Here is a 24505-nt window from a genome sequence, read left to right on the forward strand (position 1 = left end):
CAGATGGGCATCGGGCTGATGCAGTGGCAATTTTTCGTGGCATTGCTGACGGGCGTCCTGCTGCTGTGGGGTGTGGCGTGGGCTTGGCGCCGCGCCGCGATGCGCCGCGACGCCGAGCGCCGCATCGAAGCGGCAAGGGTGCGATCAGGCCACGTGCCGCTGGAGATTCCCACCGTGCGCAGCAGCCTGACGTCTTCTGGCGACTCGGTCCCCGACACCCTCCCCGAATGGTTCATCCAGGGCAAGGGCGAACATGCGGTGGTCGACGAGACGCCTCGCATCCGGGTCCGATACATCGACGCGCATGACAAGAAGATCGAATGCACGCTGCAGGTCGATCACCTCGATATTCAGAAGAAGATGATCGCCGGCCATGGCGAGCTGCCGGGCGACATCCGGCGCGTGCCGCTGCACCGGATCACGTCCGCGCGCATCGCGGATTCGGGCCAGCGATTCAACGTCGATACCTGGGTGGACGCCGTGCGCGTCGCGCGCAGGCGCCGCGGGCAGGTCTGAGGACTTCGGCCAGGGCCTTCTTTCTCCCTCCCTCCGCAGTCATCGCCGAGGAATCGGCCCCGTTCCTTATGATGCGGGCCTGCCGGCCGTCGGCCGCGCACCGATCCATTTCCGATGACTCTCCCCGCCACCGCACCCCACACGCCCATGATGGCCCAGTACCTGGGACTCAAGGCCAACCATCCGGACACCCTGCTCTTCTACCGGATGGGCGATTTCTACGAACTTTTCTACGCCGACGCTGAAAAGGCCGCGCGCCTGCTCGACATCACCCTGACCCAGCGCGGCCAGTCGGCCGGCCAGCCGGTGACGATGTGCGGCGTGCCGTTCCATGCGGTCGACACCTACCTGGCACGCCTGATCAAGCTCGGCGAATCCGTCGCGATCTGCGAGCAGGTCGGCGAAGTCGGCGCGAGCAAGGGGCCGGTGGAGCGCAAGGTGGTGCGCGTGGTCACGCCAGGCACGCTGACCGATGCGGAACTGCTCAACGACAAAAGCGAATCGCTGCTGCTCGCCGTGCACGCCGGCGCGCGCAACTTCTGCGGACTCGCGTGGCTCAGCGTCACGGGCGCCGAGCTCCGGCTGGCGGAATGCCCGGCCGATGCGCTCGAAGCCTGGATCGCCCGCATCGCGCCCAGCGAGTTGCTCTACAGCGCCGAAGTGACGCCCGCCTTCGAGCAGCGGCTGAAGGCCGCGCGCAGCGCCGCGCCCTTCACTCTGTCGCTGCGTCCGGCCTGGCAGTTCGACGGCGGCCTGGGGGAGCGCAAGCTCTGCGAGCAGATGGGCAGCAACAACCTCGCCGCCTGGAGCGCCGAGTCGCTGACCAATGCGCATGCCGCCGCCGCCGCGCTGCTGGGCTATGCCGAACACACGCAAGGCCGTGCGCTTTCGCACGTGCAACGCCTGTCGGTCGAACGCGACGGCGACCTGATCGAGCTGCCCCCGACCACGCGGCGCAACCTCGAACTGGTGCAGACCCTGCGCGGCGAGGAATCGCCGACGCTCTTCTCCCTGCTCGACACCTGCATGACGGGCATGGGCAGCCGGCTGCTCAGGCGCTGGCTGCTGGCGCCGCGCCGCGAGCGCGGCGATGCGCAGGCGCGGCTCGAAGCCATCGACGCGCTCCAGGCCACGGCGCCTGGCGGCACCTCCGCGCCTTGGCGCACCTTGCGCGAGCAACTCAAGAACACCAGCGACGTCGAGCGCATCGCGGCGCGCATCGCACTGCGGCAAGTGCGCCCGCGCGAACTGGTGGCGCTCCGGCTTGCACTTGCCAAGGCGGAACAACTGTCACCCGCCTTGCCCGCCTCGGTGTCGCTGCTGTCCCAGATCGCCACCCAACTCGCGCCGCCCGCCGGCTGCGTCGAACTGCTGCTGGCCGCGATCAGCCCCGAGCCGGCCGCGTTGGTGCGCGACGGCGGTGTCATCGCCACCGGCCACGACGCCGAACTCGACGAGCTGCGCGCCATCAGCGAGAACTGCGACGACTTCCTGCTGCAGCTCGAAGCCAGCGAGCGCGAACGCACCGGCATCACCAACCTGCGCGTGCAGTTCAACCGCGTGCATGGCTTCTACATCGAAGTCACTCAAAGCGCGCTCACCAAGGTGCCCGACAACTACCGACGGCGCCAGACGCTGAAGAACGCCGAGCGCTTCATCACGCCCGAGCTCAAGGCCTTCGAGGACAAGGCGTTGTCGGCGCAGGACCGCGCCCTGGCGCGCGAGAAATGGCTGTACGGGCAGTTGCTTGACGCCCTCCAGCCCTTTGTCGCCTCGCTGACCCGGCTGGCCGGCGCGCTGGCGACGCTCGACGCCCTGTGCGCGCTGGCGGAACGCTCGCACACCCTGCACTGGCGCGCGCCCAGCTTTGTCGCGCATCCCTGCATCGAGATCGACAAGGGCCGCCATCCGGTGGTCGAGGCCCGCCTTGCCGAGAAATCATCGGGCGCCTTCATTGCGAACGACACCCGCCTCGGTCCACAGCAGAGGATGCAGGTCATCACCGGGCCCAACATGGGCGGCAAGTCGACCTACATGCGGCAGGTGGCGATCATCGTGCTGCTGGCCTCGATCGGCTCGCACGTCCCGGCCGATGGCTGCCGGCTCGGGCCCATCGACGCGATCCACACGCGCATCGGCGCGGCGGACGACCTGGCCAATGCGCAATCGACCTTCATGCTGGAGATGACCGAGGCCGCCCAGATCCTGCACGGCGCCACCGCCCACTCGCTGGTGTTGATGGACGAGATCGGCCGCGGCACCAGCACCTTCGACGGCCTCGCACTGGCCGCCGGCATTGCCGCGCAGCTGCACGACCGCACGCGTGCCTTCACGCTCTTCGCGACGCACTATTTCGAACTCACCGAGTTCCCCGCCACGCACCATGGCGCGGTCAACATGCACGTGAGCGCCACCGAAGCGGGCCGCGACATCGTGTTCCTGCACGAAATGCAGCCCGGCCCCGCAAGCAAGAGCTACGGCATCCAGGTCGCGCGGCTCGCCGGCATGCCGGCCGCGGTGGTCAACCATGCGCGCCAGGCGCTCGAGGCGCTGGAAGCCCAGCAGACGCAGACGCGCGCTCAAGTCGACCTCTTTGCACCGCCGCCCGTTGCCGAGGCGCCGATGGCGAGCGCCGTAGAATCCGCGCTGACCGCGCTCGACCCCGACGCGATGAGCCCGCGCGAGGCGCTGGAAGCGCTCTACTCGCTGAAGAAACTGCAACTGCGCGACCAGGGCTGATGGTCCGATTCGTGCGAGAAGAACTCATGACTTACTGCGTCGGCATCAAACTCAACGCCGGACTGGTGTTTCTTTCCGATTCACGCACCAATGCGGGCGTGGATCACATCAGCACCTTCCGCAAGATGATCGTCTACGAGCAGCCGGGCGACCGCGTCATGGTGCTGCTGTCGGCAGGCAATCTCAGCATTTCGCAGTCGGTGCGCGAAATTCTCCAGATCGAGGAGTTGCGCGAGGTGCGGGAAGACGGCGAGGATGGCCCGCCGATCACGATCTGGAACGCCAAGAGCATGTTCGACGCCGCCCGCGTACTCGGCTCGGCCGTGCGCCACGTGTACGACCGCGACGCCGAGGCGCTCAAGCACGCCGGACTGGACTTCAACGTCTCCTTCGTCTTCGGCGGCCAGGTCAAGGGCGAAGGCATGCGCCTTTTCCTGGTGTACGCCGCCGGTAATTTCATCGAGGCGACCAGCGAGACGCCTTACTTCCAGGTCGGCGAATCGAAGTACGGCAAGCCCGTGCTGGACCGCGTGCTCACGCCGGACACCCCACTGGACGAGGCCGCCAAATGCGCACTGGTCTCGATGGATTCGACGATGAAGTCGAACCTCTCGGTCGGCCTGCCGCTGGACCTGGTGGTCTACGAAGCCAACCGCCTGCAGACGGACAAGGTGGTCTGCATCGACGCCGACAACCCCTACTACCGCATGATGCACAACAGCTGGGGCCAGAAGCTGCGCGAAGTGTTCGACAGCATCGAGGACCCGGTCTGGGACGACGCATACACCGAGCATCCACTCAAGATGCCTGCCACGCGGCACAGCCCGCTGCGCAAGATTTCCACGCCCGACGAAAAGTTGATCTAGATAGAACTCGCCCCCAGGCTCGCCCACCTCGTGTGGCCGCCCACCCCCTGCCGGGGGCAACCCCGGCGGCCCGGCCAAGCCGGTTCCGCGGGGTTTTGCGAACGGGCATCGCTTCGCTGGCCAGCTTGTTCCAATCGCGCATTCCCATGCTCCCTCCCGTCATCTTCTCCCACGGCAACAGCTTTCCCGCGAGCACCTACCGCGTGATGCTCGACAGCCTGCGCAATCGCGGCTTCGACATCGATGCGATCGAGAAATTCGGCCACGACCCGAAGTACCCGGTCACCGACAACTGGCCGCATCTCGTGGAGCAGCTCGCGGACTTCGCGAACGAGCGCGCCAAACTGGCAGGCGCGCCGGTGTTCCTCATCGGCCATTCGCTCGGCGGATTCCTGAGCCTGATGTGCGCTGCCCGCCATCCGGCGCTCGCCAAGGGCGTCGTGCTGATCGATTCGCCGATCATCGGCGGCTGGCGCGCCGGCACCATCAACCTCATGAAGCGCACGCCGCTGATGAAGAGCGTGTCGCCCGGCATGATCAGCCGGAAGCGCAAGAACATCTGGGAGCACCGCGAAGCGGTCTTCGAGCACTTCCGCAGCAAGAAGGCTTTTGCGAAGTGGGACGAGCGCGTGCTGCGTGACTACATCGAGCACGGCACCTTCGATGTCGATGACACGCGGGCGCTGAGCTTCGACCGCGATGTGGAAACGGCGATCTACGACACCATCCCGCACAACCTGAGCTCGCTGCTGCGCGCGCACCCGCTCAAGTGCCCCGTCGCCTTCATCGGCGGGCGCCAGTCGATCGAGATGCGGCGGGTCGGCATGACGATGACGCAGCAGGTCAGCAAGGGTCGCATCATGATGCTCGACGGCACGCACCTCTTCCCGATGGAAAAGCCGATTGCGACAGCCGCCGCCGTCGAGGCATCGCTGCGCAACCTGCTCGTCTAGACCCAAGACGAACCCTTCCAGAAGTACCGTGCCCCCGGCAGGGGATCGGCGGCCACACGAAGTGAGTCGACCTGGGGGCGAGCGTCAGTTCTTCCAGGCCACCACGCCACTCCAGGCCGTCGCCAGGACCACGATGCCGAAGGCGATGCGGTACCACGCAAAGGGAATGAAGTCGTGCGTGCTGATATAGCGCAGCAGCCAGCGCACACAGAACCACGCACTGACGAACGAGAACACCAGCCCGACCGCGAACAGCGGAATGTCGGCCACCGAGAGCAGAGCGCGTTCCTTGTAGAGGCTGTAGACCCCCGCGCCGATCAGCGTCGGGATCGCGAGGAAGAACGAGAAGTCGGTCGCGGCCTTGCGCGACAGTCCCAGCAGCATCCCGCCGATGATGGTGGCGCCACTGCGGCTGGTGCCTGGGATCATCGCGAAGCACTGCACGATGCCGACCTTGAGCGCGTCCCACGGCGTCATGTCGTCGACGTGCTCGATGCGCACCGAGCCGGGCGGCCGCTTCTCGGCCCAGAGGATGATGAAGCCGCCGATGATGAAGGTGCTGGCCACCACCACCGGCGTGAACAGGTGCTCCTTGATCATCTTGCCGAACAGCAGCCCCAGAACCACGGCGGGCAGGAAACCGATCAGCACGTTGAGCGCGAAACGCCGCGCCTTGGGCTGCCGGGGCAGCGCGACGATGGTGGAATGGATCTTCTGCCAGTAGACCAGGATGACCGCGAAGATCGCGCCGGTCTGGATCGCGATGTCGAACACCTTGGCCTTGTCGTCGTCGAATCCGAGCAGCGAGCCCGCGAGGATCAGATGGCCGGTTGACGAGATCGGAAGGAATTCGGTCAGACCTTCGACGATGCCCATGACGGCAGCCTTGACCAGCAAAACGATATCCACACACGCTCCTTGAAAGAGCGTCGATTATCGCGATGGCGGAAGTCAGGAACCGTTCAGGCGCCCTACCGGGCCAGCCACGGCTCAGCGCTGAGAGATCACGCGCACGATCGCCTCGCAGTGGTCACGAAAACCCATCCGGCCATAGAGCCGGTGGGCGCCCTCGTTGTCCCGCATGACGTGGAGGAACGGCGTTTCGCCGCGCAGCAACTGGCGGCGGATCAGCTTCGCGACCAGGCGGCGCGCAAGCCCTTGGCCCTGGAAGTCGGGATGCGTGCACACGCCGCTGATCTCGCGCAGCGAACCGGCACACATGCGTTCACCGGCCATGGCGATCAGGCGGTCGCCCTCGAAGCAGCCGAAATACTCGCCCAACTCGGGCGTCCGCGGGCCGAACGGACCGGGCCGGGTCAGCGCGGCGAGTTCGACGGCCTGCGCGGCGTGCTCCGGCCGCAGCGAAATGGCATCGACCCACTCTTCTGCCTCTGCCTCTCCCTCTGCCTCTGCCTCGGGCATGGAACCATCCCATACCATCCTGAACATCGTCGAATCCAGTTCGATCTGCCAGCCGTCCGGTGCGGCCCCCGACCAGTCCATGCAATAGAAGCGATCGCCGGCGTCGCAACAACGCGCAAGCGCATCGAAATCAGGACTCCGGACATTCGCGAACCCGACGATCGGCGAGAAGCCCGGTGCATACCTGCGGGCATGCCCGTCGCCGATGGCGAACTTCGAATGCGAGCCCGCCAACGTGTGCCAGGCGATGTTGTCGAGGAGATCCTTCATGGGAGCGCGCTCCAGGACGCCCAGGCCTGAGAGGTCAGACGCGCTCGCGCAGCGCACGCACGGCGCTGTCGACCGTGGTCAGTATCGGCAATCCTGTGGCAACTTCACAAGCCGATCGTGCGCGCGCCATGCTGAATTGCGCCAGGGCGATACGCGTGCAGCCACGATCGCGCAAGCGCCGGGCGTGCGCGACGATCAGATCGTCGTGACGCTGCGTGTCGCCGGCGTTCAATGCTTCGAGCGCGCCTTCGGCCAGGGCCAGTTCGAGTTCCACGTCCGGCGGGAATTCCGGCGGCATCGACTTCAGCGTCGGCCCGAAGGTCGCGAGAAGGCCCAGCTTGCCTGCACCAGACGCGGCCTCGGCCACCATCGCCTCGTTCGGCTTCAGCACCGGAATGCCCGCATGCCGACGCGCCACCGCCTCGATGCACGGCCCGAAGGCCGAGCAGGTGAAGAGAAGGCCCCGCGCACCGGTGTCGACAGCGTACTGCGCCAGTTGCTGGAAGCGCTCGTGCATCGCGTCATCCAGCCCACGCCCGCCACGCGCGAGATCGGCGCTGAGGCTGTCGTCGATCAGGTTCATGCGCGTGGCTGCGGGCCAGTCGCGCTCGAGCGCTTCATTGATGGGAGCGACCGAATGGGTCAGCGCATGGATCAGGGCGATGCGGGTCATGGGAAAGGCTCAGATCCCCTTCGACGACGGATTCGCGAATGCGTCCTTCGTCTCGGCATTGAGCGGGTAGTTGATGTTGATGCTTTTCGGCGGAATCGGCGACATGAACCAGCGGTTGTACAGCTTTTCCATTTCGCCCGATTTCATCATCCCGCCGACCACCCGGTCCACCAACGCCTTGAACTCCGGATCGTCCTTGCGGATCATCAGCGACTGGTTCTCGGTGCGCAGGCTCTCGCCGGTGATGACGAAGTCCTTCGGATTGCGGGCGTTCGCGATCTGGCCTGCGAGCAGGATGTCGTCCAGCACGAAAGCCTGGGCACGGCCGCTTTCCACCAGCAGGAAGGAATCCGTGTGGTCCTTGCCTGCCAGGTTGGTCACCTCCAGGTTCTTGCCCTTGTCGGCCTCGCGCAGCAGGCGGAACGAGGTCGTGCCCGTGGTCGTGACCACCGTCTTGCCTTGCAGGTCGGCAATGCTCCGGATGCCCGAATCGGCCTTCACCAGCATGCGCACGTTGTAGCGGAAGATGTCCGGCGAGAACGCCACCTGCTTCTGCCGCTCGACGAGGTTGGTGGTGGAGCCGCACTCGATATCGACCGTGCCGTTGGCCACCAGCGGGATGCGGTTGGCCGAGGTCACCGCCTGGTAGCGGACCTCCACGCTGGGCATCTTCAGTTCGGTCTTCACCGCTTCCACGATGCGATTGCAGATGTCGATGCTGTAGCCCACCGGCTTGAGGTTGGCGTCCAGGTACGAGAAACCGAAGGACGACTCCCGGTAGCCGAAGGTGATCGAGCCGCTGGACTTGATCTTGGCCAGCGTGCCACCGCCGTCCTGCGCATGGGCGACCGCGAGCGGCATCAAGAGACAGGCGGCCATGCCGGCCGCGCCGGCAAGGATGGATGACAGACGAGCAAATGCCACGGGGAGACTCCTCGGTACGGGTTGAAGAACGGGAACGCGAAATCCGGGCGGCGCTTCAGCGCGAGAGCGGTGCAGCGACCGCGCGCGCGACGGCATCGATGGCCGAGGCCAGCCGACCCGCGATGTCCCGCAGGTTCTGGCGCGAAGCGATGAATGGCGGCGCGAGCAGCACGTGATCGCCCTGCTTGCCGTCGACGGTGCCGCCGAAGGGGTAGCACAACAGGCCCTGCGCCATCGCTTCCTTCTTGATGAGGGCATGCAGCCTCAGCTCCGGTGCAAAGGACGCCTTGCTGTCGCGATCGGCCACGAGTTCGATGCCCCAGAAGAAGCCGCGACCGCGAATGTCCCCCACGTTCGCATGACCCCCCAGCGTCTCGCGCAGCATGCTGCCGAAAGCCTCGCCGTCGTCGCGCACCTTGGCTAGCAGGCCGTCGCGATGGATCACTCGCTGCACCGCCAGCGCCGCGGCGCACGCCACCGGGTGGCCGAGATAGGTATGTCCGTGCTGGAAGAAGCCGCTTCCTTGCGACATCGCATCGACGATCTTCTTCTGCGCGAGCACCGCGCCGACCGGCTGATAGCCGCCGCCCAGGCCCTTGGCGATGGTGACCAGGTCGGGCACGACACCTTCCTGCTCGCTCGCGTACAGCGTGCCGGTGCGGCCCATCCCGCACATCACCTCGTCGAGGATCAGAAGCACGCCGTAGCGGTCGCAAACCTCGCGCACTGCCTTGAAGTAGCCCGGCACCGGCGTCAGCACGCCGGCAGTCGCGCCACCCACCGTTTCAGCGACGAAGGCGATCACGCTGTCGGCGCCCTGCGCGAGGATCGCGGCTTCCAGTTCGGCCGCGAGGCGCAAGCCGTATTGCTCGGCCGTCTCGCCCTCTCGCTGCTCGCGGTAGGAATAGCAAGGCGACACATGCGTGGCCGGCACGAGGATGGGCGCGAATGGCTCGCGGCGCCACGCGTTGCCGCCCACCGCCAGCGCGCCCAGCGTGTTGCCGTGGTAGCTCTGCCGCCGCGCGATGAAGTGGGTGCGCTGCGGCTGGCCGATTTCCACGAAATACTGCCGCGCCATCTTGAGCGCGGACTCGACCGCCTCCGAACCGCCGCTCACGAGGTAGACGTGGCTCATGCCTTCGGGCGCGGTGCGAATCAGCTCGTCGGCTAGTTCCTCAGCCACTTCGGTGGTGAAGAAACTGGTGTGGGCATACGCGATCTTGTCGATCTGCGCGTGCATCGCGGCGATCACGTCGGGATGTCCATGGCCCAGCGAGGACACCGCCGCCCCGCCCGAAGCGTCGAGGTATTCCCGCCCTTCCGCGTCGCAAATGATCATGCCACCGGCGGATGCCGCGACCGGCGGCGTGTGGCGGAGATGGCGGTGAAAGACATGCGTCATGAGAGCTTTCCGTTCTGGAACCAATGTACTGAATGAATTATTGTTTGGAACATTTGTTCCGTCAACGCCTTTCTGGAACAGAACTGTTTCATCCGGTACATTTGTTCCGACCCGGAAAGGAAGCCGCCATGGGCGTCAAGGAAGACCTGCGCCAGCGCTACGAGAGCCTGAGCCCCGCCCTCCAGCAGATCGCGAAATACGTGCTCGACCACCCCAACGACGTGGTGACGAGCTCGATGCGCGCCGTTGGCACGCGCGCCGGCGGCACGCCCGCCACGCTGGTGCGCTTTGCTCAGCACCTGGGCTTTGTCGGCTGGCCGCAGTTCAAGGAAGCCATGACGGCGGAGATGGGGCTCGGTCCGGAGGCCTACGGGGAACGCGCCCGCACACTGGTCGGCCGCGCGAGCGACCAGTCACTGGTCGGCGAGATGTTCAAGGTGCACCGGCTCAACCTCGAAGGCACCGAGCGCCAGAGCGCGGCTTCGCTGCAGAAGGCCTGCGCGCTGCTGGAGAAGGCGAACACGGTGCATGCCGCGGGTTTCCGCGCCAGCTTTCCGATTGCCTTCTCCTTCGTCTACGTCTACCGGATGTTCCGCACCAGCGTCCAGCTGATCGACGGCCAGGGCGGTTCCCTCGAAATGCAGCAGCGCGCGATGCAGAAGGGCGATGCCCTGGTCATCGCAAGCTTTGCGCCCTACTCTCGCGAGGCGCTGCAGGTGGCGCAGGCCGCAAAGGCCGCAGGCTGCAAGGTTCTGGCGCTGACCGACAGCGAGGCTTCGCCGTTGTCGCTGCTGGCGGACGAGACGCTGCTGTTTGCCATCCACAGCCCGTCGTTCTTCCCGTCCATCGCGGCAGGTACGGCGCTGACGGAAGCCTTGCTGGAATTGTTGGCGAGCCGCTCGGGCAAGGCGGTCGTCAAGCGCATCGACCTGGCCGAGGCGCAGTTGTTCGAATCGGGCGCCTACCTCCAGGCGCCCCGGCTTCGCGGCGGCTGACGGTTCAGGAGCCGGCGCGCGCCACGGGCGCCTGCGCTCCGGGCTCCATCCACTCGGCCTGCCAGCCACCACCCAGCGACTGGATCAGCCCCACTGCCGCGTTCTGGCGGTTGACCTGCAACTGCAGCAGATTGCGTCGCGCATTGAGCGCCGAGACCTGCGCCACCACGACGCTCGTGTAGTCGATGGTGCCCGCGCGGTAGCGGTTGACGAACTGCTGCTCCGTGCGGTCTGCCGCGGCCGACGCTTGCCGGCGCAGGCCTTCCTGCTTGGCGAGGCTGGCGCCCGCCGTGAGCTGGTCTTCGACGTTCTGGAAGGCGGTCAGCACCGTCTGGCGGTAGCGCGCCACGGACGCCTCATGGCCCGCCTTGGCCGCGTCCACGCTGGCACCGATGGCGCCCGCGTCGAACACCACCTGCGCGACGGACAACCCCAGCGACCAGAGCGTGTTCGACGCATTGAACAGGTCGCCGACGCGGCTCGACGCGCTGCTGATGCCGCCGCTCAGCGTGAAGTCGGGGTAGTAGGCTGCACGCGCGATGCCGATCTGCGCGTTGGCCGCAGCGACCTCGCGCTCTGCCGCGGCGATATCGGGCCGGCGCTGCAGCAGGGTCGTCGGCACACCAGCCGGAATGCCGGGCACGACAGGATTCCACTCGGCCACCGGCAAGGAGAAGTCAGCGGGCGCCGCGCCGACCAGCACCGCGACCGCATGTTCCAGCGTATCGCGGGTCCGCTTGATCTCCAGGGCATCGGCCTGCGTGTTGACGTAGAGGGTTTCCGCCTGCTGCACGTCGCTCTGCGCCGCGATGCTCGCGGCGTAGCGATTGCGTGTGATCTGGAGGCTGCGCTCGTAGCCTTCGAGCGTTTCCTTGAGGATGCGCAGCTCGGCATCCGCCTCGCGCAGCGAAAAGTAGCTGCTCGCGAGGCTGCCCACGGCGGACAGGCGAGCCAGGGCGAGATCGGCTTCGCTCGCCTGGGCGCCGGCCTGCGCGCTGTCCACGGCCTTGCGCAGCCGGCCCCACACGTCCGGCGCCCAGTCGGCATTGAGCGAGGCGGTCATGGCGTTGGTTGGCGAGGTGTTGCGGGCGCCCGCCCGGCGCGCGCCGCCGTCGGCCGAGACCGTGGGGAACAAGGCCGCGCGCTGCCCGCGCACAAGGGCCTGCGCTTGCGAGTAGTTGGCGACGGCGGCCGCGATGTTCTGGTTGGACACCTGCACGCGCGCCGCGAGTTCGTCGAGCACCGGATCGCCGAAGAGCTTCCACCACTCGCCACGGTCCAGCGCGTCGGCGGGCGCCGCAGGCAGCCAGCCTTCGGCCGCGGGCGCGGATTTCCATGCGGCCGGCGCAGTGGTCTCGGGCTGCACATACGCAGGGCCTATCGCACAGCCTGCCAGCGCCGCGGCCAATGCCAGCGCCAGGGCTGTGCGTTCAAAGCGGCCTGCGCGGCAGCGGGAGAGGAATCGGTTCGATGCGGTCATGGTGTCGGATGCCCTGTCGCGGCCTTCATGTGGAGGCGTCGGCCGCGCGGCTCAGGAATTTTTCGTTGGCGGGACGCCGGCGCAGCTTGTCGAGCAGCACATAGACGACCGGCGTGGTCAGCAGCGTCAGCAGCTGGCTTGCGATCAGCCCGCCGATGATCGCCACGCCCAGCGGCTGGCGCAGCTCTGCGCCGAGGCCGAAGCCGATTGCGAGCGGCAATGCGCCGAGCGCGGCGGCCAGCGTGGTCATCAGGATCGGGCGGAAGCGCAGCAGGCAGGCTTCGCGCACCGCCTCGACGGCGGTGAGTCCGCGCGATCGTTCGGCCTCCAGGGCGAAGTCGATGATCAGGATGGCGTTCTTCTTGACGATGCCGATGAGCAGGAACACCCCGATCAACGCGATGATCGAGAACTCCATGCGGAACAGCAGCAGCGCCAGCACCGCGCCCACGCCGGCCGAAGGCAGCGTCGTCAGCACGGTGATCGGATGGATGAGGCTCTCGTAGAGCACACCCAGCACGATGTAGATCACGACCAGCGCCGAAATGATCAGGAACCACTGCTGCCCCTGCGACTGCTGCGCCGCCAGCGCCGTGCCCTGGAAGCTGCCGCGCACGTTGACCGGCATCGCGATGTCGGCCTCGGCCTGCGCGACGATGCGCTTGGCGTCCGACAGGCTCACGCCATCGGCCAGGCTGAAGGAGACGGTGCTCGCGAGTTCGGTGTCCTGGTGGTCGATGGACGTCGGCACCGCACGCTCGCTGAATTTCGCGAAGGCCGAGAGCGGGACCATGAGCGTGGTGTCGGTGGCGATCTGCTGGCCGGCCGAAGACGTGCGCGACCCCGGGTTGGCGGAGGTCGTGGTCGATGTGCCTGTGGTCGCGTCCTTGGTGACTTCGAGCGAGGAGGTGATCGACTCGCCGGTCGCGGTCGTCGTCGTGCTCAGGGTCGAGGGCACGTACAGGTCCCTGAGCACGTTCGGCGAGCGCTGGAAGCGCGGCGACCACTCCATGATCACCGAGTACTGGTTGAGCTCGTCGTAGATGGTCGCCACCGAGCGCTGGCCGTAGGCGTTGTAGAGCGCGTTGTCCACCGCGGCCGATGTCACGCCGAGCCGTGCGGCGGCGTTGCGATCGACCTCGACGAAGGTCTCGACGCCGTTGTCGGCATCGTCGCTGTCCACGTCGGTCAGCGCGGCTTCCTGGCGCAGGCGGTCGGCCAGCTTGGTCGACCACGCGCGCAGGTCGGAGAGGTTGTCGCTCTTGAGCGTGTACTGGTAGCTGGAGTTGCTGGAGCGCCCGCCCATGCGCAGGTCCTGCACCGGGCTCAGGAAGACGCGCAGCCCCGTGAGCTGGTTGAGCTGCGGGCGCAGGCGGTCGATGACGGCCTGCGTCTTCACCGTGCGTTCGGACACCGGCTTGAGGTTGACGAACATGAAGCCGCCGCCCGCGCGCCCGCCGCCGGAGAAACCCACCACCGTATCCACGGCCGGGTCCTTGCGGATGATGTCGACAGCCTGGCGCAGCTTCTCCGCGACGGCCGCCGAGGAGATGCTCTGGTCGGCGCGCAGGCCGGCGTTCAGCTGTCCGTTGTCCTGCTGGGGAAAGTAGCCCTTGGGAATCGCGTTGAAGAGATAGACGTTGAGCGCGATCACCGCCAGCAGCACGACCACCACCACGCCCTTGCTCGCCAGTGCCCAGTCGAGGCTGTGCGCATATGCCCGCAGGGTGCCGTCCCATGCGCGTTCCGCCTGCCGGATGAACCAGCCGCGCACGCGCCCGGGCTTCTTGCCGCCCTCTTCCGCTTCGCTGCGCAGCAGCATCGCGCACAGCATCGGCGTGGTGGTCAGCGAGATCACGAGCGAAATCAGCACCGAGGCCGACAGCGTGACCGCGAATTCCCGGAACAGCCGCCCCACTTGCCCGCCCATGAACAGCAGCGGGATGAACACCGCCACCAGCGACAGGCTGATCGACAGCACCGTGAAGCCGACTTCCTTCGCGCCGCGCAATGCGGCTTCGACGCGGTTCATGCCCGCTTCGACGTGACGCGTGGTGTTCTCGAGCACGACGATCGCGTCGTCGACCACGAAGCCGGTGGCCACCGTGAGGGCCATCAGGCTCAGGTTGTTGAGGCTGTAGCCCAGCAGGTGCATCACGCCGAAAGTGCCGAGCAGCGAGACGATCGTCGCCACGGCCGGCACGATGGTGGCGCGCGCCTTGCGCAGGAACAGGCCGACCACCAGCACCACGAGCACGACCGAGATCATCAAGGTGAATTCGATCTCGCGCAGGGAGGCGCGGATCGAATTGGTACGGTCGGACGCGACCTGGATCTCGATGTCCTGCGGCAGTTGCTCGCGCAGTTCCGGCAGCAGCTTGCGCACGCCGTCCACGGTTTCGATGATGTTGGCGCCCGGCGATTGGGTAACGAGCACCACGACCGAGGGTTCGCCGTTGAACAGGCCCAGCGTGCGGGTGTTCTCCACGCTGTCGATGACGCGCGCGACATCGCCCAGCCGCACGGCCGCATCGTTGCGCCAGGCGATGACGAGGTCGCGGTAGTCGGCCGCACGGCGGCCCGGCGCCGGCGTATAGATCTGCAGCTTGCGATCCGCGCTTTCGATGGCGCCCTTGGGCCGGTTGGCGTTGTTGGCCTGGATGGCCGCGCGCACGTCTTCGGTGCTGATGCCCAGCTTGTTGAGCGCGAAGGGCTCCAGCTCGACCCGCACCGCGGGCAGCGATCCGCCGCCGATTTCGACTTCGCCCACCCCTTCGACCTGCGACAGGCGCTGGCTCACGATGTTCGACACCGCCTCGTAGATCTGCCCCGGCGTGCGTGTCTTGGAAGTCAGCGCCAGGATGATGACCGGCGCCGCCGTGGGATTGCGCTTGCGGTAGGTCGGATTGCTGCGGAGCGTGGCCGGCAGATCGACGCGCGCGGCATTGATGGCGGCCTGCACCTCGCGCGCGGCGCTGTCGATGTTGCGGCTCAGGTCGAACTGGAGCGTGACGCGTGCCGAGCCGTTGGAACTGGTCGAAGTCAGTTCATTGACGCCCGGAATGATGCCCAGCCTGCGCTCCAGGGGCGTCGCAACGCTCGAAGCCATCGTGCTCGGGCTTGCGCCGGCGAGGCTGGCCTGCACGGAGATGGTCGGGAAATCGACTTGCGGGAGCGGGGACACCGGCAGGACGAAGAACGCGACGATGCCGGCCAAGGCGATGCCTATGGTCAGCAATACCGTGGCAATGGGGCGCTCCACGAAGGGCTTGGAGAGGTTCACCGGGTGACCTCCTTGCGTGCGCCTGCCGGGCGCCCGTCACCAGAGAGCAGGCAGCCCATCACGCAGCCACCCCCCGCCGCCCAAACCTCTGCCCCATCCGATCAAACGCCAGATAGATCACAGGCGTGGTGAACAAGGTCAGCACCTGACTGACAACGAGCCCGCCGAAGATCGCCAGGCCGAGAGGCCGCCGAAGCTCAGCCCCCTCGCCCCATCCAAACATCAGAGGCAGCGCGGCAAACAAAGCCGCCAGCGTCGTCATCAGGATGGGCCGGAACCGCAACAGCGCAGCCTGGTGAATCGCCTCCACCGGCCCCTTCCCCTGATTCCGCTCCGCGTCGATCGCAAAGTCGATCATCATGATCGCGTTCTTCTTGACGATGCCGATCAGCAGGATGATCCCGATGATCCCGATCACCCCCAGGTCATTGCCCGTCACCATCAATGCCAGCAAGGCACCGACCCCCGCCGATGGCAGTGTGGAGAGAATGGTCAGCGGGTGGATGTAGCTCTCGTACAGCACCCCCAGCACGATGTACACGCACACCACCGCCGCCAGGATCAGCCATAGCTGGTTGGTCAGCGACTTCTCGTAAGCCCCCGCCGCGCCCAGGAAGGTCATGCTCACGCTGGCCGGCATGGCGATGTCCTTCGCCGCCGCACGGATCGCCGCGACCGACTTGCCCAGCGCCACATCCGGCGCCGTATCGAAGCCCACCGTCGCCGCCGGGTACTGCGCCACGCGCGTCACCTGCAAGGGCGCGAACTGCTCCCGCACGGTCGCCAGCGAAGACAGCGGCGTCGGCGTGCCTGCACCCGTGCGCAACTGGAGATTGCCCAGTCCCTCCGGCGATGCCAGCGCCTCGCGCTGCGCCTCCAGAATCACGCGGTATTGATTGGTCTCGGTGAAGATCGTCGAGACGATCCGCTGTCCGAACGCACTGTAGAGTGCATCGTCCACCGAACTGGCCGTCACCGACAGGCGCGACGCCGTGTTCCGGTCGATGTCTACATAGGCAGCCAGCCCCTGAGCACCCGCATCCGTGGTCGGATTGCGCACCTGCGGCACGCTGCGCAGACGCTCGACCAGCTTGCGCGCCCACTCGTTCACCGTCGCCGTGTCCACCCCTTCGAGCGACACCCGGAACTCCGTCGGGCCGGTCTCGGCATCGATCGTCAAGTCCTGCGTCGGCTGCAGGTACAGCGTCACTCCCGCCACACTGCTGCGCACCCGCTCGCGCAGCCGCTGCATCACCGCGGCCTGGGCATCATGGTCGCGGCGCAGGTTGATCAGCATGCTGCCGGTGTTCAGCGCCGTGTTGTTGGCCGCATCCACACCCACGACCGAACTCAGGCTCTGCACATCCGGGTCGGCGAGGATGGCGTTGGCGGCCGACTGCTGCAGCTCGGCCATGCGCGCATACGAGACTTCCTGCGCCGCCTCGATCCGCGCCTTGAGCTGCCCCGTGTCCTGCGTCGGAAACAGCCCCTTCGGAATGACAACGTACAGCAGCACCGTCAAGGCCAGCGTCAGCAGCGCCACCACCATCGTCAGCGACTGGTGGCGGAACACCCATTGCAGCCAGATGTCGTAGCGCGCGATCACCCGATCGAAGAAGCGTTGAACGCTCGCCCCGAAGCGGCCGCCCTCCTCTGCCTCCGGCTTGAGCCAGCGCGCCGACATCATGGGCACCAGCGTGAGCGAGACCACGGCGGAAATCAGGATGGTGATTGCCAGCGTCACCGCGAATTCGCGGAACAGGCGCCCCACCACGTCGCCCATGAACAGCAGCGGAATCAGCACCGCGATCAGCGAGACCGTCAGGGAAATGATGGTGAAGCCGATCTGCGTCGCGCCCTTGAGAGCGGCCTGGAACGGCGGCTCTCCCTTCTCCAGATAGCGGGCGATGTTCTCGATCATCACGATCGCGTCATCCACTACGAAGCCGGTCGCGATGGTCAGCGCCATCAGGCTCAGGTTGTTGAGGCTGTAGCCCAGCAGGTACATCAGCCCGAAGGTGCCGATCAGCGAAATGGGGACGGCGATGCTGGCGATGACGGTCGCGCGCAGGCTGTGCAGGAAGAAGAAGATGACCAGCACCACCAGCACGACGGCGAGCGCCAGTTCGAGCTGGACGTGGCTGACGGATGCGCGAATGCCGGTCGTGCGGTCGCTCAGCACCTCGACCTTCAGCGAGCCGGGCAGCGAAGCCTCCAGATCGGGCAACTGCTTCTTGATGGCGTCGACCGTGCCGATGACGTTGGCACCCGGCTGACGCTGCACGTTCAGGATGATGGCCGGGTACAGCCGGCCGTCCTGCTCGCCCGTCTTCGCGCTCGAATGCACGGCCGCCCAGGCGCCGAGCTGGGTGTTCTCCGCGCCGTCGATGACGCGCGCCACGTCGGTCATGCGCACGGGCGCGCCGTTCTTCCACGCGACGATCAGGTTCTTGTAGTCGGCGGCCGTGACGAGCTGGTCGTTGGCATTGATGGTGTACGCGCGCTTCGGGCCGTCGAAGCTGCCCTTGGCGCTGTTGGCGTTGGCCGCGGCGATCGCGGTGCGCAAGGTGTCGAGGCCGATGCCGACCGACGCCAGCGCGTTCGTGTTCGCCTGGATGCGCACCGCCGGGCGCTGCCCGCCCGAAAGCGACACCAGGCCCACGCCGCCGACCTGGCTGATCTTCTGCGCGAGCCGGGTGTTCACGAGGTTCTGCACCTCGGTCAGCGGCATGGTCTCGGAACTCACGGCCAGCGTGAGAATGGGCGCATCCGCGGGGTTGACCTTGGCGTAGACGGGGGGCGCCGGCAGGTCGGCCGGCAGCAGCGAGCCGCCGGCGTTGATGGCCGCCTGCACCTGCTGCTCGGCGACGTCGAGCGTCTGGTCGAGCGCGAACTGCAGCGTGACGATCGACACGCCGGTGGCGCTGGTCGAGCTCATGCGGTCGAGGCCGGCCATCTGGCCGAACTGACGCTCCAGCGGCGCGGTCACGGTGCGGCTCATCACCTCCGGGCTGGCGCCGGGATAGAGCGTCTGCACCTGGATGGTCGGATAGTCGACCTGCGGCAGCGCCGCCAGAGGCAGGAAGCGAAATCCGACCAGGCCCGCGAGCACGATCGCGAGCATGAGCAGCGCCGTCGCGACGGGCCGCTCGATGAATGGCTTCGACGGGCTCATTCGTTCACCCTCACTGCGGGGGACGCTGGCGTCTGTTGCCTTCGCCGCGCGCCGTGCGCGGGCCGTTCGCCGGGCGCTGCGCCGCGGGGTTGTCACCTTGCAGGAGCACGCGGGCGCCGTCCTTCAGTCGGTCGCCGCCTTCGGTCACCACGTCCTCGCCGACTTTCAGCCCATCGATGATCGCGACCACGTCCACCGTGGACTCGCCGCGCTTCACCGTGCGCATCGACACCGTGCGGTCCTCATTGACGACGTACACGAAGTTGCCGTTGGGGCCGGTACGCACCGCCGTCACCGGCACCACGATCGCGTTGACCGTGCGCAGGGTCATCTGCACGTTGACGAACTGGTTCGGGAACAGCGGCGTGCCGGCGTTGGCGAAGCGGGCCTTGGCCCGCACGGTGCCGGTGCTGGTGTCGACCACGTTGTCCAGCGTGGAGAAGACGCCGGTGTCCAGCGTCGCGGTGCGCACCCGGTCGAGCGCCTTGACCGTCAGCGGCTCGCCCTTGGCAAGCTGCGCCTGGATGTCGGGCACGCGGTCCTGGGGCACGGCGAACTGCACGTCGATGGGGTTCATCTGGGTGATGACGGCAATGCCGGTGGTCGCGTTGGCGGTGACGATGTTGCCGGGATCGACCGTGCGCAAGCCGATGCGGCCGGTCACGGGCGCGGTGATGCGCGTGTAGTCGAGGTTGAGCTTGGCGGCGGCCTCGGCGGCGCGGTCGGTGATCACGGTGCCCTCGAGCTGCTTGACGAGCGCCGCCTGCGTGTCGACGTCCTGCCGGGCGATCGAGTCCTGGCTCAACAGGGTACGGTAGCGCGCCAGAGTGACTTTCGCCGCCTCGAGCGAGGCCTCGTCGCGCACGCGGGTACCCTGGGCCTGCATCAGCGCCTGCTCGTAGGGGCGCGGGTCGATGCGGGCCAGCAACTGGCCCTTGGTCACCGACTGGCCTTCCGTGTAGAGCACCTCGGTCAGCACGCCGCCCACCTGCGGCCGGAGCGTGATGGTTGCCAGCGGCGTCACCGTGCCCAACGCGTCGATGACGATCGGCAACTCGGCCCGGCGCGCAGCGGCATGGCCGACCGTGGAGCTCGCACCCCCGAAGGCGCCGCGGCCGCCGGTCGGCTCGCCGGAGCGCTTGATCAGGTACCAGGCACCCCACGCCAACCCCACGACCACCAGCAGCGCCAGCAGGCTGCCCAGCCAACGGCGCCGGCGTGAGGGAGCCCGAGGGGCGGGATGGGCGGTCGGGGTGGGCTCGGGGATGGGAGACGACATCGGTGAGTTGGGCAGAGATGGGCAGCAGGCCCGTAGTGGAGCGCCGAATCGTAGCGCCCAGCACCTCCCAACCGTAAAGCCTCGGTAAAGCCGGCGTTGCGTACTGCGTCTGGCGACAGCGGAATGCAACTGGCGCCGCCCCGAAGCAGTTCGTCGCATGGGCGTGGCGGGCTTCGGTAGCGATCGGCACAGTCCGCCCATCGATCCAGGAGCCCGCCATGCAAATGTCCCCGATCATCGCCGTCCACCTGACCGCCGCCGCAAGCGCCCTCGTCCTCGGGCCCTTCGTTCTGTGGGCACGCCGCGGCCGCACGCAGCGCCCCAGGCTTCACCGGGCGCTCGGCTACGCGTGGGTCACGCTGATGGTCATGACCGCGGTGTCGGCCCTTTTCATCCGCGATTTCAGGCTGCCGAACATCGCGGGCTACACACCGGTGCACCTGCTGGTGCCTCTGGTCTTCTTCGGGCTGACGCGCGCCTTCTGGAAGCTCGCCAAGGGCGACGTCCGCAGCCATCGAATCTCGATGCAGGTGACCTATGTCAGCGCCTGCATCGTGGCCGGCGGCTTCACGCTGCTGCCCAGCCGCTATCTCGGCCAGATCCTGTGGGGCCAGTGGCTGGGCCTCGCCTGAATCCTTTTGTCCCCCATCTGAACCCCCGCACGGAGAACCACCATGCTCATGCTGACCCAGATCCTCTTCCACACGCCGAAGTGGGTGTTCGCGCTCTTCGCCACCCTGGTCTGGCTCGGCGCCAAGCAATTGCTGGCCGGCAGCGTGAGCCTCGTGCGCGTGACGCTGTTGCCCGTCGTGATGACGGGCCTGTCGGTCTACGGTGTCGCCTCCGTCTTCGGCGACTCGCCGATGGCCTTGCTGGCCTGGGCTGCAACGGCCTTTGCGCTCCTCGGCCTGGTAACTCAACGCGCGTTGCCCGCCAGCACGCGCTACGACACGGCGACGCGCCGGTTCCACGTTGCCGGCAGCGCCGTCCCGATGGTGCTGATGATGGGCATCTTCTTCACCAAGTACGTCGTGGGCGTGCTCCTCGCGATGCACCCGGAACTCGCGCACCAGGTGTCGTTCGCGGTCGGAATCAGTGCGCTCTATGGCGTATTCACCGGTATCTTCGTGGGCCGTGCGATCCGGCTGTGGCGCCTGGCGTTCCAGTCCGATCGCGCCACGCTCGCCGTCTGACATCCGAAGGAGCCTCACCATGCCTACCAACGACATCGACCGCTTGGCGCGCCGCCGCGCCAAGGCCAAGATCGGCTGGTTCATCCACGCCGCGGCGTACATCACGGTCAACCTGCTGCTGGTCGCCATTTCACTGGGCAGCGGCCATGGATGGGCGATCTACCCGGCCTTGGGCTGGGGACTTGGCCTCGCGCTGCACGGGGCGGCCGTGTGGCTCTTCGCGCCCGGCGGCCGTCTCCTGGAGCGAATGGTGGAGCGCGAACGCGCCCGGCTCGCCGGCGCCAAGGGAGAGCCGTGGTGAAGGCCTCGACCTGGTGCCGGCTGGCAATGGCCGCGGCCTGTGCGCTGGTTTCAGCCGCGCAGGCAGCCACCGGGCTCACCGTGCTGGCCGCGCCCGCGGACTCCGGACCCGTCACGGTCTTCTACCCAACCACCGAGCCGGCCACGCCGGTGCGACGCGGACCTTTCACCGTGAACGTCGCCGTCGATGCGGCGCCTGCCGCCGGCATCCGCCGGCTGATCGTCATCTCGCACGGCTCGGGCGGCTCGCCCTGGGTGCACACGGACTTGACGCAACTGCTGGTGGCGGCTGGCTTCACGGTGGCCATGCCCGAGCACGCCGGAGACAACTGGCACGACCACAGCGCGGTCGGCCCGGCGTCGTGGAGACACCGGCCGCACGAGGTGACCCAGGCCATCGATGCGATGGCGGCCGATCCGCGCTTTGCGCCGCTGCTCGACCTGAAGCGCGTCGGCATCTACGGCATGTCCGCCGGCGGGCTCACCGCCCTCACGCTGGCCGGCGCACGCTGGTCCCCAGCACTCCTCGCACGGCACTGCGAAGCCCACCTCGCGGAGGACTTCCCGACCTGCGTCGGGCTGAGCACCGAACTCACGGGCGGGCCGCTCGATGCGCTCCGCATGAGCGTGGCCCGCCGGGTGATCCATTCGAAGTTCGACAGCGAGACCACGCTCGAAGGATGGACCGATCCGCGCATCGCCGTCGCGGTGGCCGCGGTGCCGATGGCGGCGCCGATCGACATGTCGACGCTGGCGTCTCCGCGCATCCCGCTCGGCCTGGTGCGCGCCGGCCAGGACGCCTGGCTCGCGCCGCGTTGGCACATCGACGCCGTGCGCGCAGTCTGCGCCGGTTGCGTGCTGGTCGCGGACCTGGCCGATGGCGGCCACGGCTCGATCCTCTCGCCCCCACCACCCGACCTTCCGCCGCGAGCCGCACGGCTGCTGAACGACCCGCCCGGCTTCGACCGGCGCGCGCTCGACGGCGTCCACGCCGCCATGCGGGACTTCTTCATCCAGAATCTGCTGCCATGACAGAGCTGTGGCCCCACCTGCGCGGCGCGCCAGGCGCCGGAGACATCTCGTGATCGTTACCCTCCGACGCAACATGACGCGCGAGAACGGCGTGGACCTGCTGCGGCACGCACTGACCACCGCGCTCTTTTCCTCCCTCATCGCCACTGCGCTCGCCATCTCGGGGCGAGGGGCCTGGGGAGCGCAGTTCGTCTACTCGCTCTCGATCGGCATGATCAGTTGGCTCGTCATCGACGTCGGGCGGCTGATGCTGAGCCCCGACCCAAGGAAACTCTGGCCGAACGGCATCAAGGGAGTGTTGCTGGTGCTGGTCGGGATCACCGCCGGATTTCTCGGCGGCAACGCCATCGGCGACGCCTGGACCGGTGCGCCGCTGCTCGAGTTCTGGACTTTCGCACCGCACAAGTTCGCCTCGACCCTGGTCATCACCGGCGTCGCAGGGATCGCGATCTGCTATTTCTATTACAGCCGTGGCAAGAGCAAGTACCTCGAAGGCGAGATCGCCCTCGCCCAGCGCGATGCGGCCGATGCGCGCCTCAAGCTGCTCGAAACGCAACTCGAGCCGCACATGCTCTTCAATACGCTGGCCAATCTTCGCGTGCTGATTACGACCGACCCGCAACGCGCCGTGGCGATGCTCGACCGCCTTAACAGCTACCTGCGCGTCACCCTCGGCGGCTCGCGCGCGCTGGCCCATCCGCTCGCCGCCGAGTTCGACCGCCTTGGCGACTACCTCGAACTGATGTCGGTGCGCATGGGCGACCGGCTGCGTTACACGCTGGACCTGCCCGAGAACCTGCGCGATGTGCTCGTGCCACCGCTGATGCTGCAGCCGCTGGTCGAGAACAGCATCCGCCACGGCCTGGAGCCGCAAGTGGAAGGCGGCGAGATCACCGTGCGCGCTCGGCGCGATGGCGGCCTGCTCGTCATCGAAGTGAGCGACACCGGCGTGGGCATCGGCAACGCGCCTGCGCCAGCCGAGGCCGATCCCGGTGGATTCGGCGTCGCCCAGGTGCGCGAGCGGCTGACCACGGTGTACGGCGCGCAGAGCTCGATGACCATGAGCCCGCTCGCCACGGGCGGGACATGCGCCAAGATCACTTTTCCGTTGCCGACATGACACCCACCGCCCTCATTGCCGAAGACGAACCGTTGCTGGCCCAGGCACTGCGCGCCGAGTTGGCCGCCGCCTGGCCCGAGCTTCAGATCGTCGCCACCGTGGGCGATGGCCGCAGCGCCGTGCGAGAGGCGCTGGAACGGCTGCCGCAGGTGCTTTTCCTCGACATCCGCATGCCGGCCCTCGACGGACTGGGCGTTGCCGCCGAACTCGCCGACGCCTGGCCGGTGGACGAGGCGCCGATGCCGCAACTGGTCTTCGTGACCGCCTACGACGAATACGCCGCCCGCGCCTTCGATGCCCAGGCCATCGACTACGTGCTGAAGCCCGTGCAGCCCGATCGGCTGCGACGCACCGTGGGCCGGCTGCGGCAGGCGCTGGAATCGCGATCGCCCTCGCTGCCGGCCGACGATGTACTCGCCAGCACGCTCGTCCAGTGGCGCCAGATGCTCGCCGCCGCCGCCCAGGGCACGCCATCGGCGGGCGCCGGCGGGCCGCTCAAGCTCATTGCCGCCAGCGAGGCCGGATCATCCGGAAACAGCGTGCGCATGGTGCCCATCGACGAGGTGCAGTACTTCGAAGCCGCCGACAAGTACGTCCGCGTGCTGACCGCCACGCACGAATACCTGATCCGCACGCCGCTGAAACAACTGCTGCCGCAACTCGATCCCAATGTCTTCTGGCAGGTTCATCGCGCCGTGGTGGTGCGCAGCGAGGCGATCGAGTCCGTCCATCGCGACGATGCCGGAAAGCAACACTTGAACTTGCGCGGCCGTACCGAGAAGATTCCCGTCAGCCGGCTTTACGCGCATCTTTTCCGCGCCATGTAAGTACAAAGTAGGCACAAAGCGGACGCGCAAAGAAAAAACCGGCCCCCTTGCGAGGG

Annotated in this window: 20 protein-coding genes; 11 read left to right on the forward strand and 9 right to left on the reverse strand. The window is 67.3% G+C overall.

Going from position 1 to position 24505, the window contains the following annotated elements:
- Positions 1–18: 18 nt before the first annotated feature.
- From QTH97_RS04100 to QTH97_RS04115, 4 genes are all read left to right on the forward strand, one after another.
- Positions 19–516, forward strand: coding sequence for a hypothetical protein (locus QTH97_RS04100; RefSeq protein ID WP_286566775.1), 498 nt, complete (start codon positions 19–21; stop codon positions 514–516).
- Between the two features lie 114 nt (positions 517–630).
- On the forward strand, positions 631–3255 hold the full coding sequence (gene mutS / locus QTH97_RS04105; protein ID WP_286566776.1) for a DNA mismatch repair protein MutS: 2625 nt from the start codon (positions 631–633) through the stop codon (positions 3253–3255).
- Positions 3256–3281: 26 nt separating this feature from the next.
- Positions 3282–4121 (forward strand): proteasome-type protease, encoded by an 840-nt coding sequence (locus QTH97_RS04110; RefSeq protein ID WP_286566777.1) that lies wholly within the window; start codon positions 3282–3284, stop codon positions 4119–4121.
- A 146-nt stretch (positions 4122–4267) separates the two neighbouring features.
- A complete protein-coding gene (locus QTH97_RS04115; protein WP_286566779.1) occupies positions 4268–5074 on the forward strand; it encodes an alpha/beta fold hydrolase in 807 nt (268 codons plus the stop codon).
- 84 nt (positions 5075–5158) lie between these two features.
- Here QTH97_RS04115 and QTH97_RS04120 read toward each other — a convergent pair whose 3' ends face one another.
- The 5 genes from QTH97_RS04120 to QTH97_RS04140 form a co-directional block, all read right to left on the reverse strand.
- Entirely contained in the window at positions 5159–5983 is an 825-nt protein-coding gene (locus QTH97_RS04120) for an undecaprenyl-diphosphate phosphatase (RefSeq protein ID WP_286566780.1), read from the reverse strand.
- 81 nt (positions 5984–6064) lie between these two features.
- Positions 6065–6766, reverse strand: coding sequence for a GNAT family N-acetyltransferase (locus QTH97_RS04125; protein ID WP_286566781.1), 702 nt, complete (start codon positions 6764–6766; stop codon positions 6065–6067).
- Positions 6767–6800: 34 nt separating this feature from the next.
- Positions 6801–7439, reverse strand: a complete 639-nt coding sequence (locus tag QTH97_RS04130) for an aspartate/glutamate racemase family protein (protein ID WP_286566782.1) — start codon at positions 7437–7439, stop codon at positions 6801–6803.
- Positions 7440–7448: 9 nt separating this feature from the next.
- The gene (locus tag QTH97_RS04135; RefSeq protein WP_286567098.1) at positions 7449–8318 is read right to left on the reverse strand and encodes a transporter substrate-binding domain-containing protein; all 870 of its coding nucleotides are present in this window, start codon (positions 8316–8318) and stop codon (positions 7449–7451) included.
- A 100-nt stretch (positions 8319–8418) separates the two neighbouring features.
- Entirely contained in the window at positions 8419–9765 is a 1347-nt protein-coding gene (locus tag QTH97_RS04140; RefSeq protein ID WP_286566783.1) for an aspartate aminotransferase family protein, read from the reverse strand.
- Between the two features lie 128 nt (positions 9766–9893).
- Between QTH97_RS04140 and QTH97_RS04145 the strand changes: the two genes are divergently transcribed.
- A complete protein-coding gene (locus QTH97_RS04145; protein ID WP_286566784.1) occupies positions 9894–10760 on the forward strand; it encodes a MurR/RpiR family transcriptional regulator in 867 nt (288 codons plus the stop codon).
- Between the two features lie 4 nt (positions 10761–10764).
- Here QTH97_RS04145 and QTH97_RS04150 read toward each other — a convergent pair whose 3' ends face one another.
- From QTH97_RS04150 to QTH97_RS04165, 4 genes are read right to left on the reverse strand one after another with little or no spacing between them, the layout of a single operon-like run.
- Positions 10765–12240 carry an efflux transporter outer membrane subunit gene (locus tag QTH97_RS04150; RefSeq protein ID WP_286566785.1) on the reverse strand — a complete coding sequence of 492 codons (1476 nt, stop codon included), beginning with the start codon at positions 12238–12240 and terminating at the stop codon, positions 10765–10767.
- A 25-nt stretch (positions 12241–12265) separates the two neighbouring features.
- Entirely contained in the window at positions 12266–15523 is a 3258-nt protein-coding gene (locus QTH97_RS04155) for an efflux RND transporter permease subunit (protein ID WP_286566786.1), read from the reverse strand.
- Between the two features lie 58 nt (positions 15524–15581).
- The gene (locus QTH97_RS04160; protein ID WP_286566787.1) at positions 15582–18698 is read right to left on the reverse strand and encodes an efflux RND transporter permease subunit; all 3117 of its coding nucleotides are present in this window, start codon (positions 18696–18698) and stop codon (positions 15582–15584) included.
- A 10-nt stretch (positions 18699–18708) separates the two neighbouring features.
- A complete protein-coding gene (locus tag QTH97_RS04165) occupies positions 18709–19977 on the reverse strand; it encodes an efflux RND transporter periplasmic adaptor subunit (RefSeq protein WP_286566788.1) in 1269 nt (422 codons plus the stop codon).
- Positions 19978–20195: 218 nt separating this feature from the next.
- On the opposite strand from QTH97_RS04165, the gene QTH97_RS04170 reads away from it, so the two are divergent.
- From QTH97_RS04170 to QTH97_RS04195, 6 genes are read left to right on the forward strand one after another with little or no spacing between them, the layout of a single operon-like run.
- Positions 20196–20609, forward strand: a complete 414-nt coding sequence (locus QTH97_RS04170; RefSeq protein ID WP_286566789.1) for a DUF2306 domain-containing protein — start codon at positions 20196–20198, stop codon at positions 20607–20609.
- 42 nt (positions 20610–20651) lie between these two features.
- Positions 20652–21170, forward strand: a complete 519-nt coding sequence (locus tag QTH97_RS04175; protein WP_444813366.1) for a DUF6622 family protein — start codon at positions 20652–20654, stop codon at positions 21168–21170.
- A gap of 19 nt (positions 21171–21189) precedes the next feature.
- Positions 21190–21471: a 2TM domain-containing protein gene (locus QTH97_RS04180; RefSeq protein WP_286566790.1), complete on the forward strand. Its 282-nt coding sequence runs from the start codon at positions 21190–21192 to the stop codon at positions 21469–21471.
- Entirely contained in the window at positions 21468–22502 is a 1035-nt protein-coding gene (locus QTH97_RS04185; RefSeq protein ID WP_286566791.1) for an alpha/beta hydrolase family protein, read from the forward strand. The genes QTH97_RS04180 and QTH97_RS04185 overlap by 4 nt, the downstream gene beginning before the upstream one ends.
- 49 nt (positions 22503–22551) lie before the next feature.
- Positions 22552–23622, forward strand: coding sequence for a sensor histidine kinase (locus tag QTH97_RS04190; RefSeq protein WP_444813367.1), 1071 nt, complete (start codon positions 22552–22554; stop codon positions 23620–23622).
- A complete protein-coding gene (locus QTH97_RS04195; RefSeq protein ID WP_286566792.1) occupies positions 23619–24449 on the forward strand; it encodes a LytR/AlgR family response regulator transcription factor in 831 nt (276 codons plus the stop codon). Before QTH97_RS04190 ends, QTH97_RS04195 begins: the two co-directional genes overlap by 4 nt.
- Positions 24450–24505 lie beyond the last annotated feature (56 nt).

Source organism: Variovorax gracilis, assembly GCF_030317115.1.
Classification (GTDB): domain Bacteria; phylum Pseudomonadota; class Gammaproteobacteria; order Burkholderiales; family Burkholderiaceae_C; genus Variovorax; species Variovorax gracilis.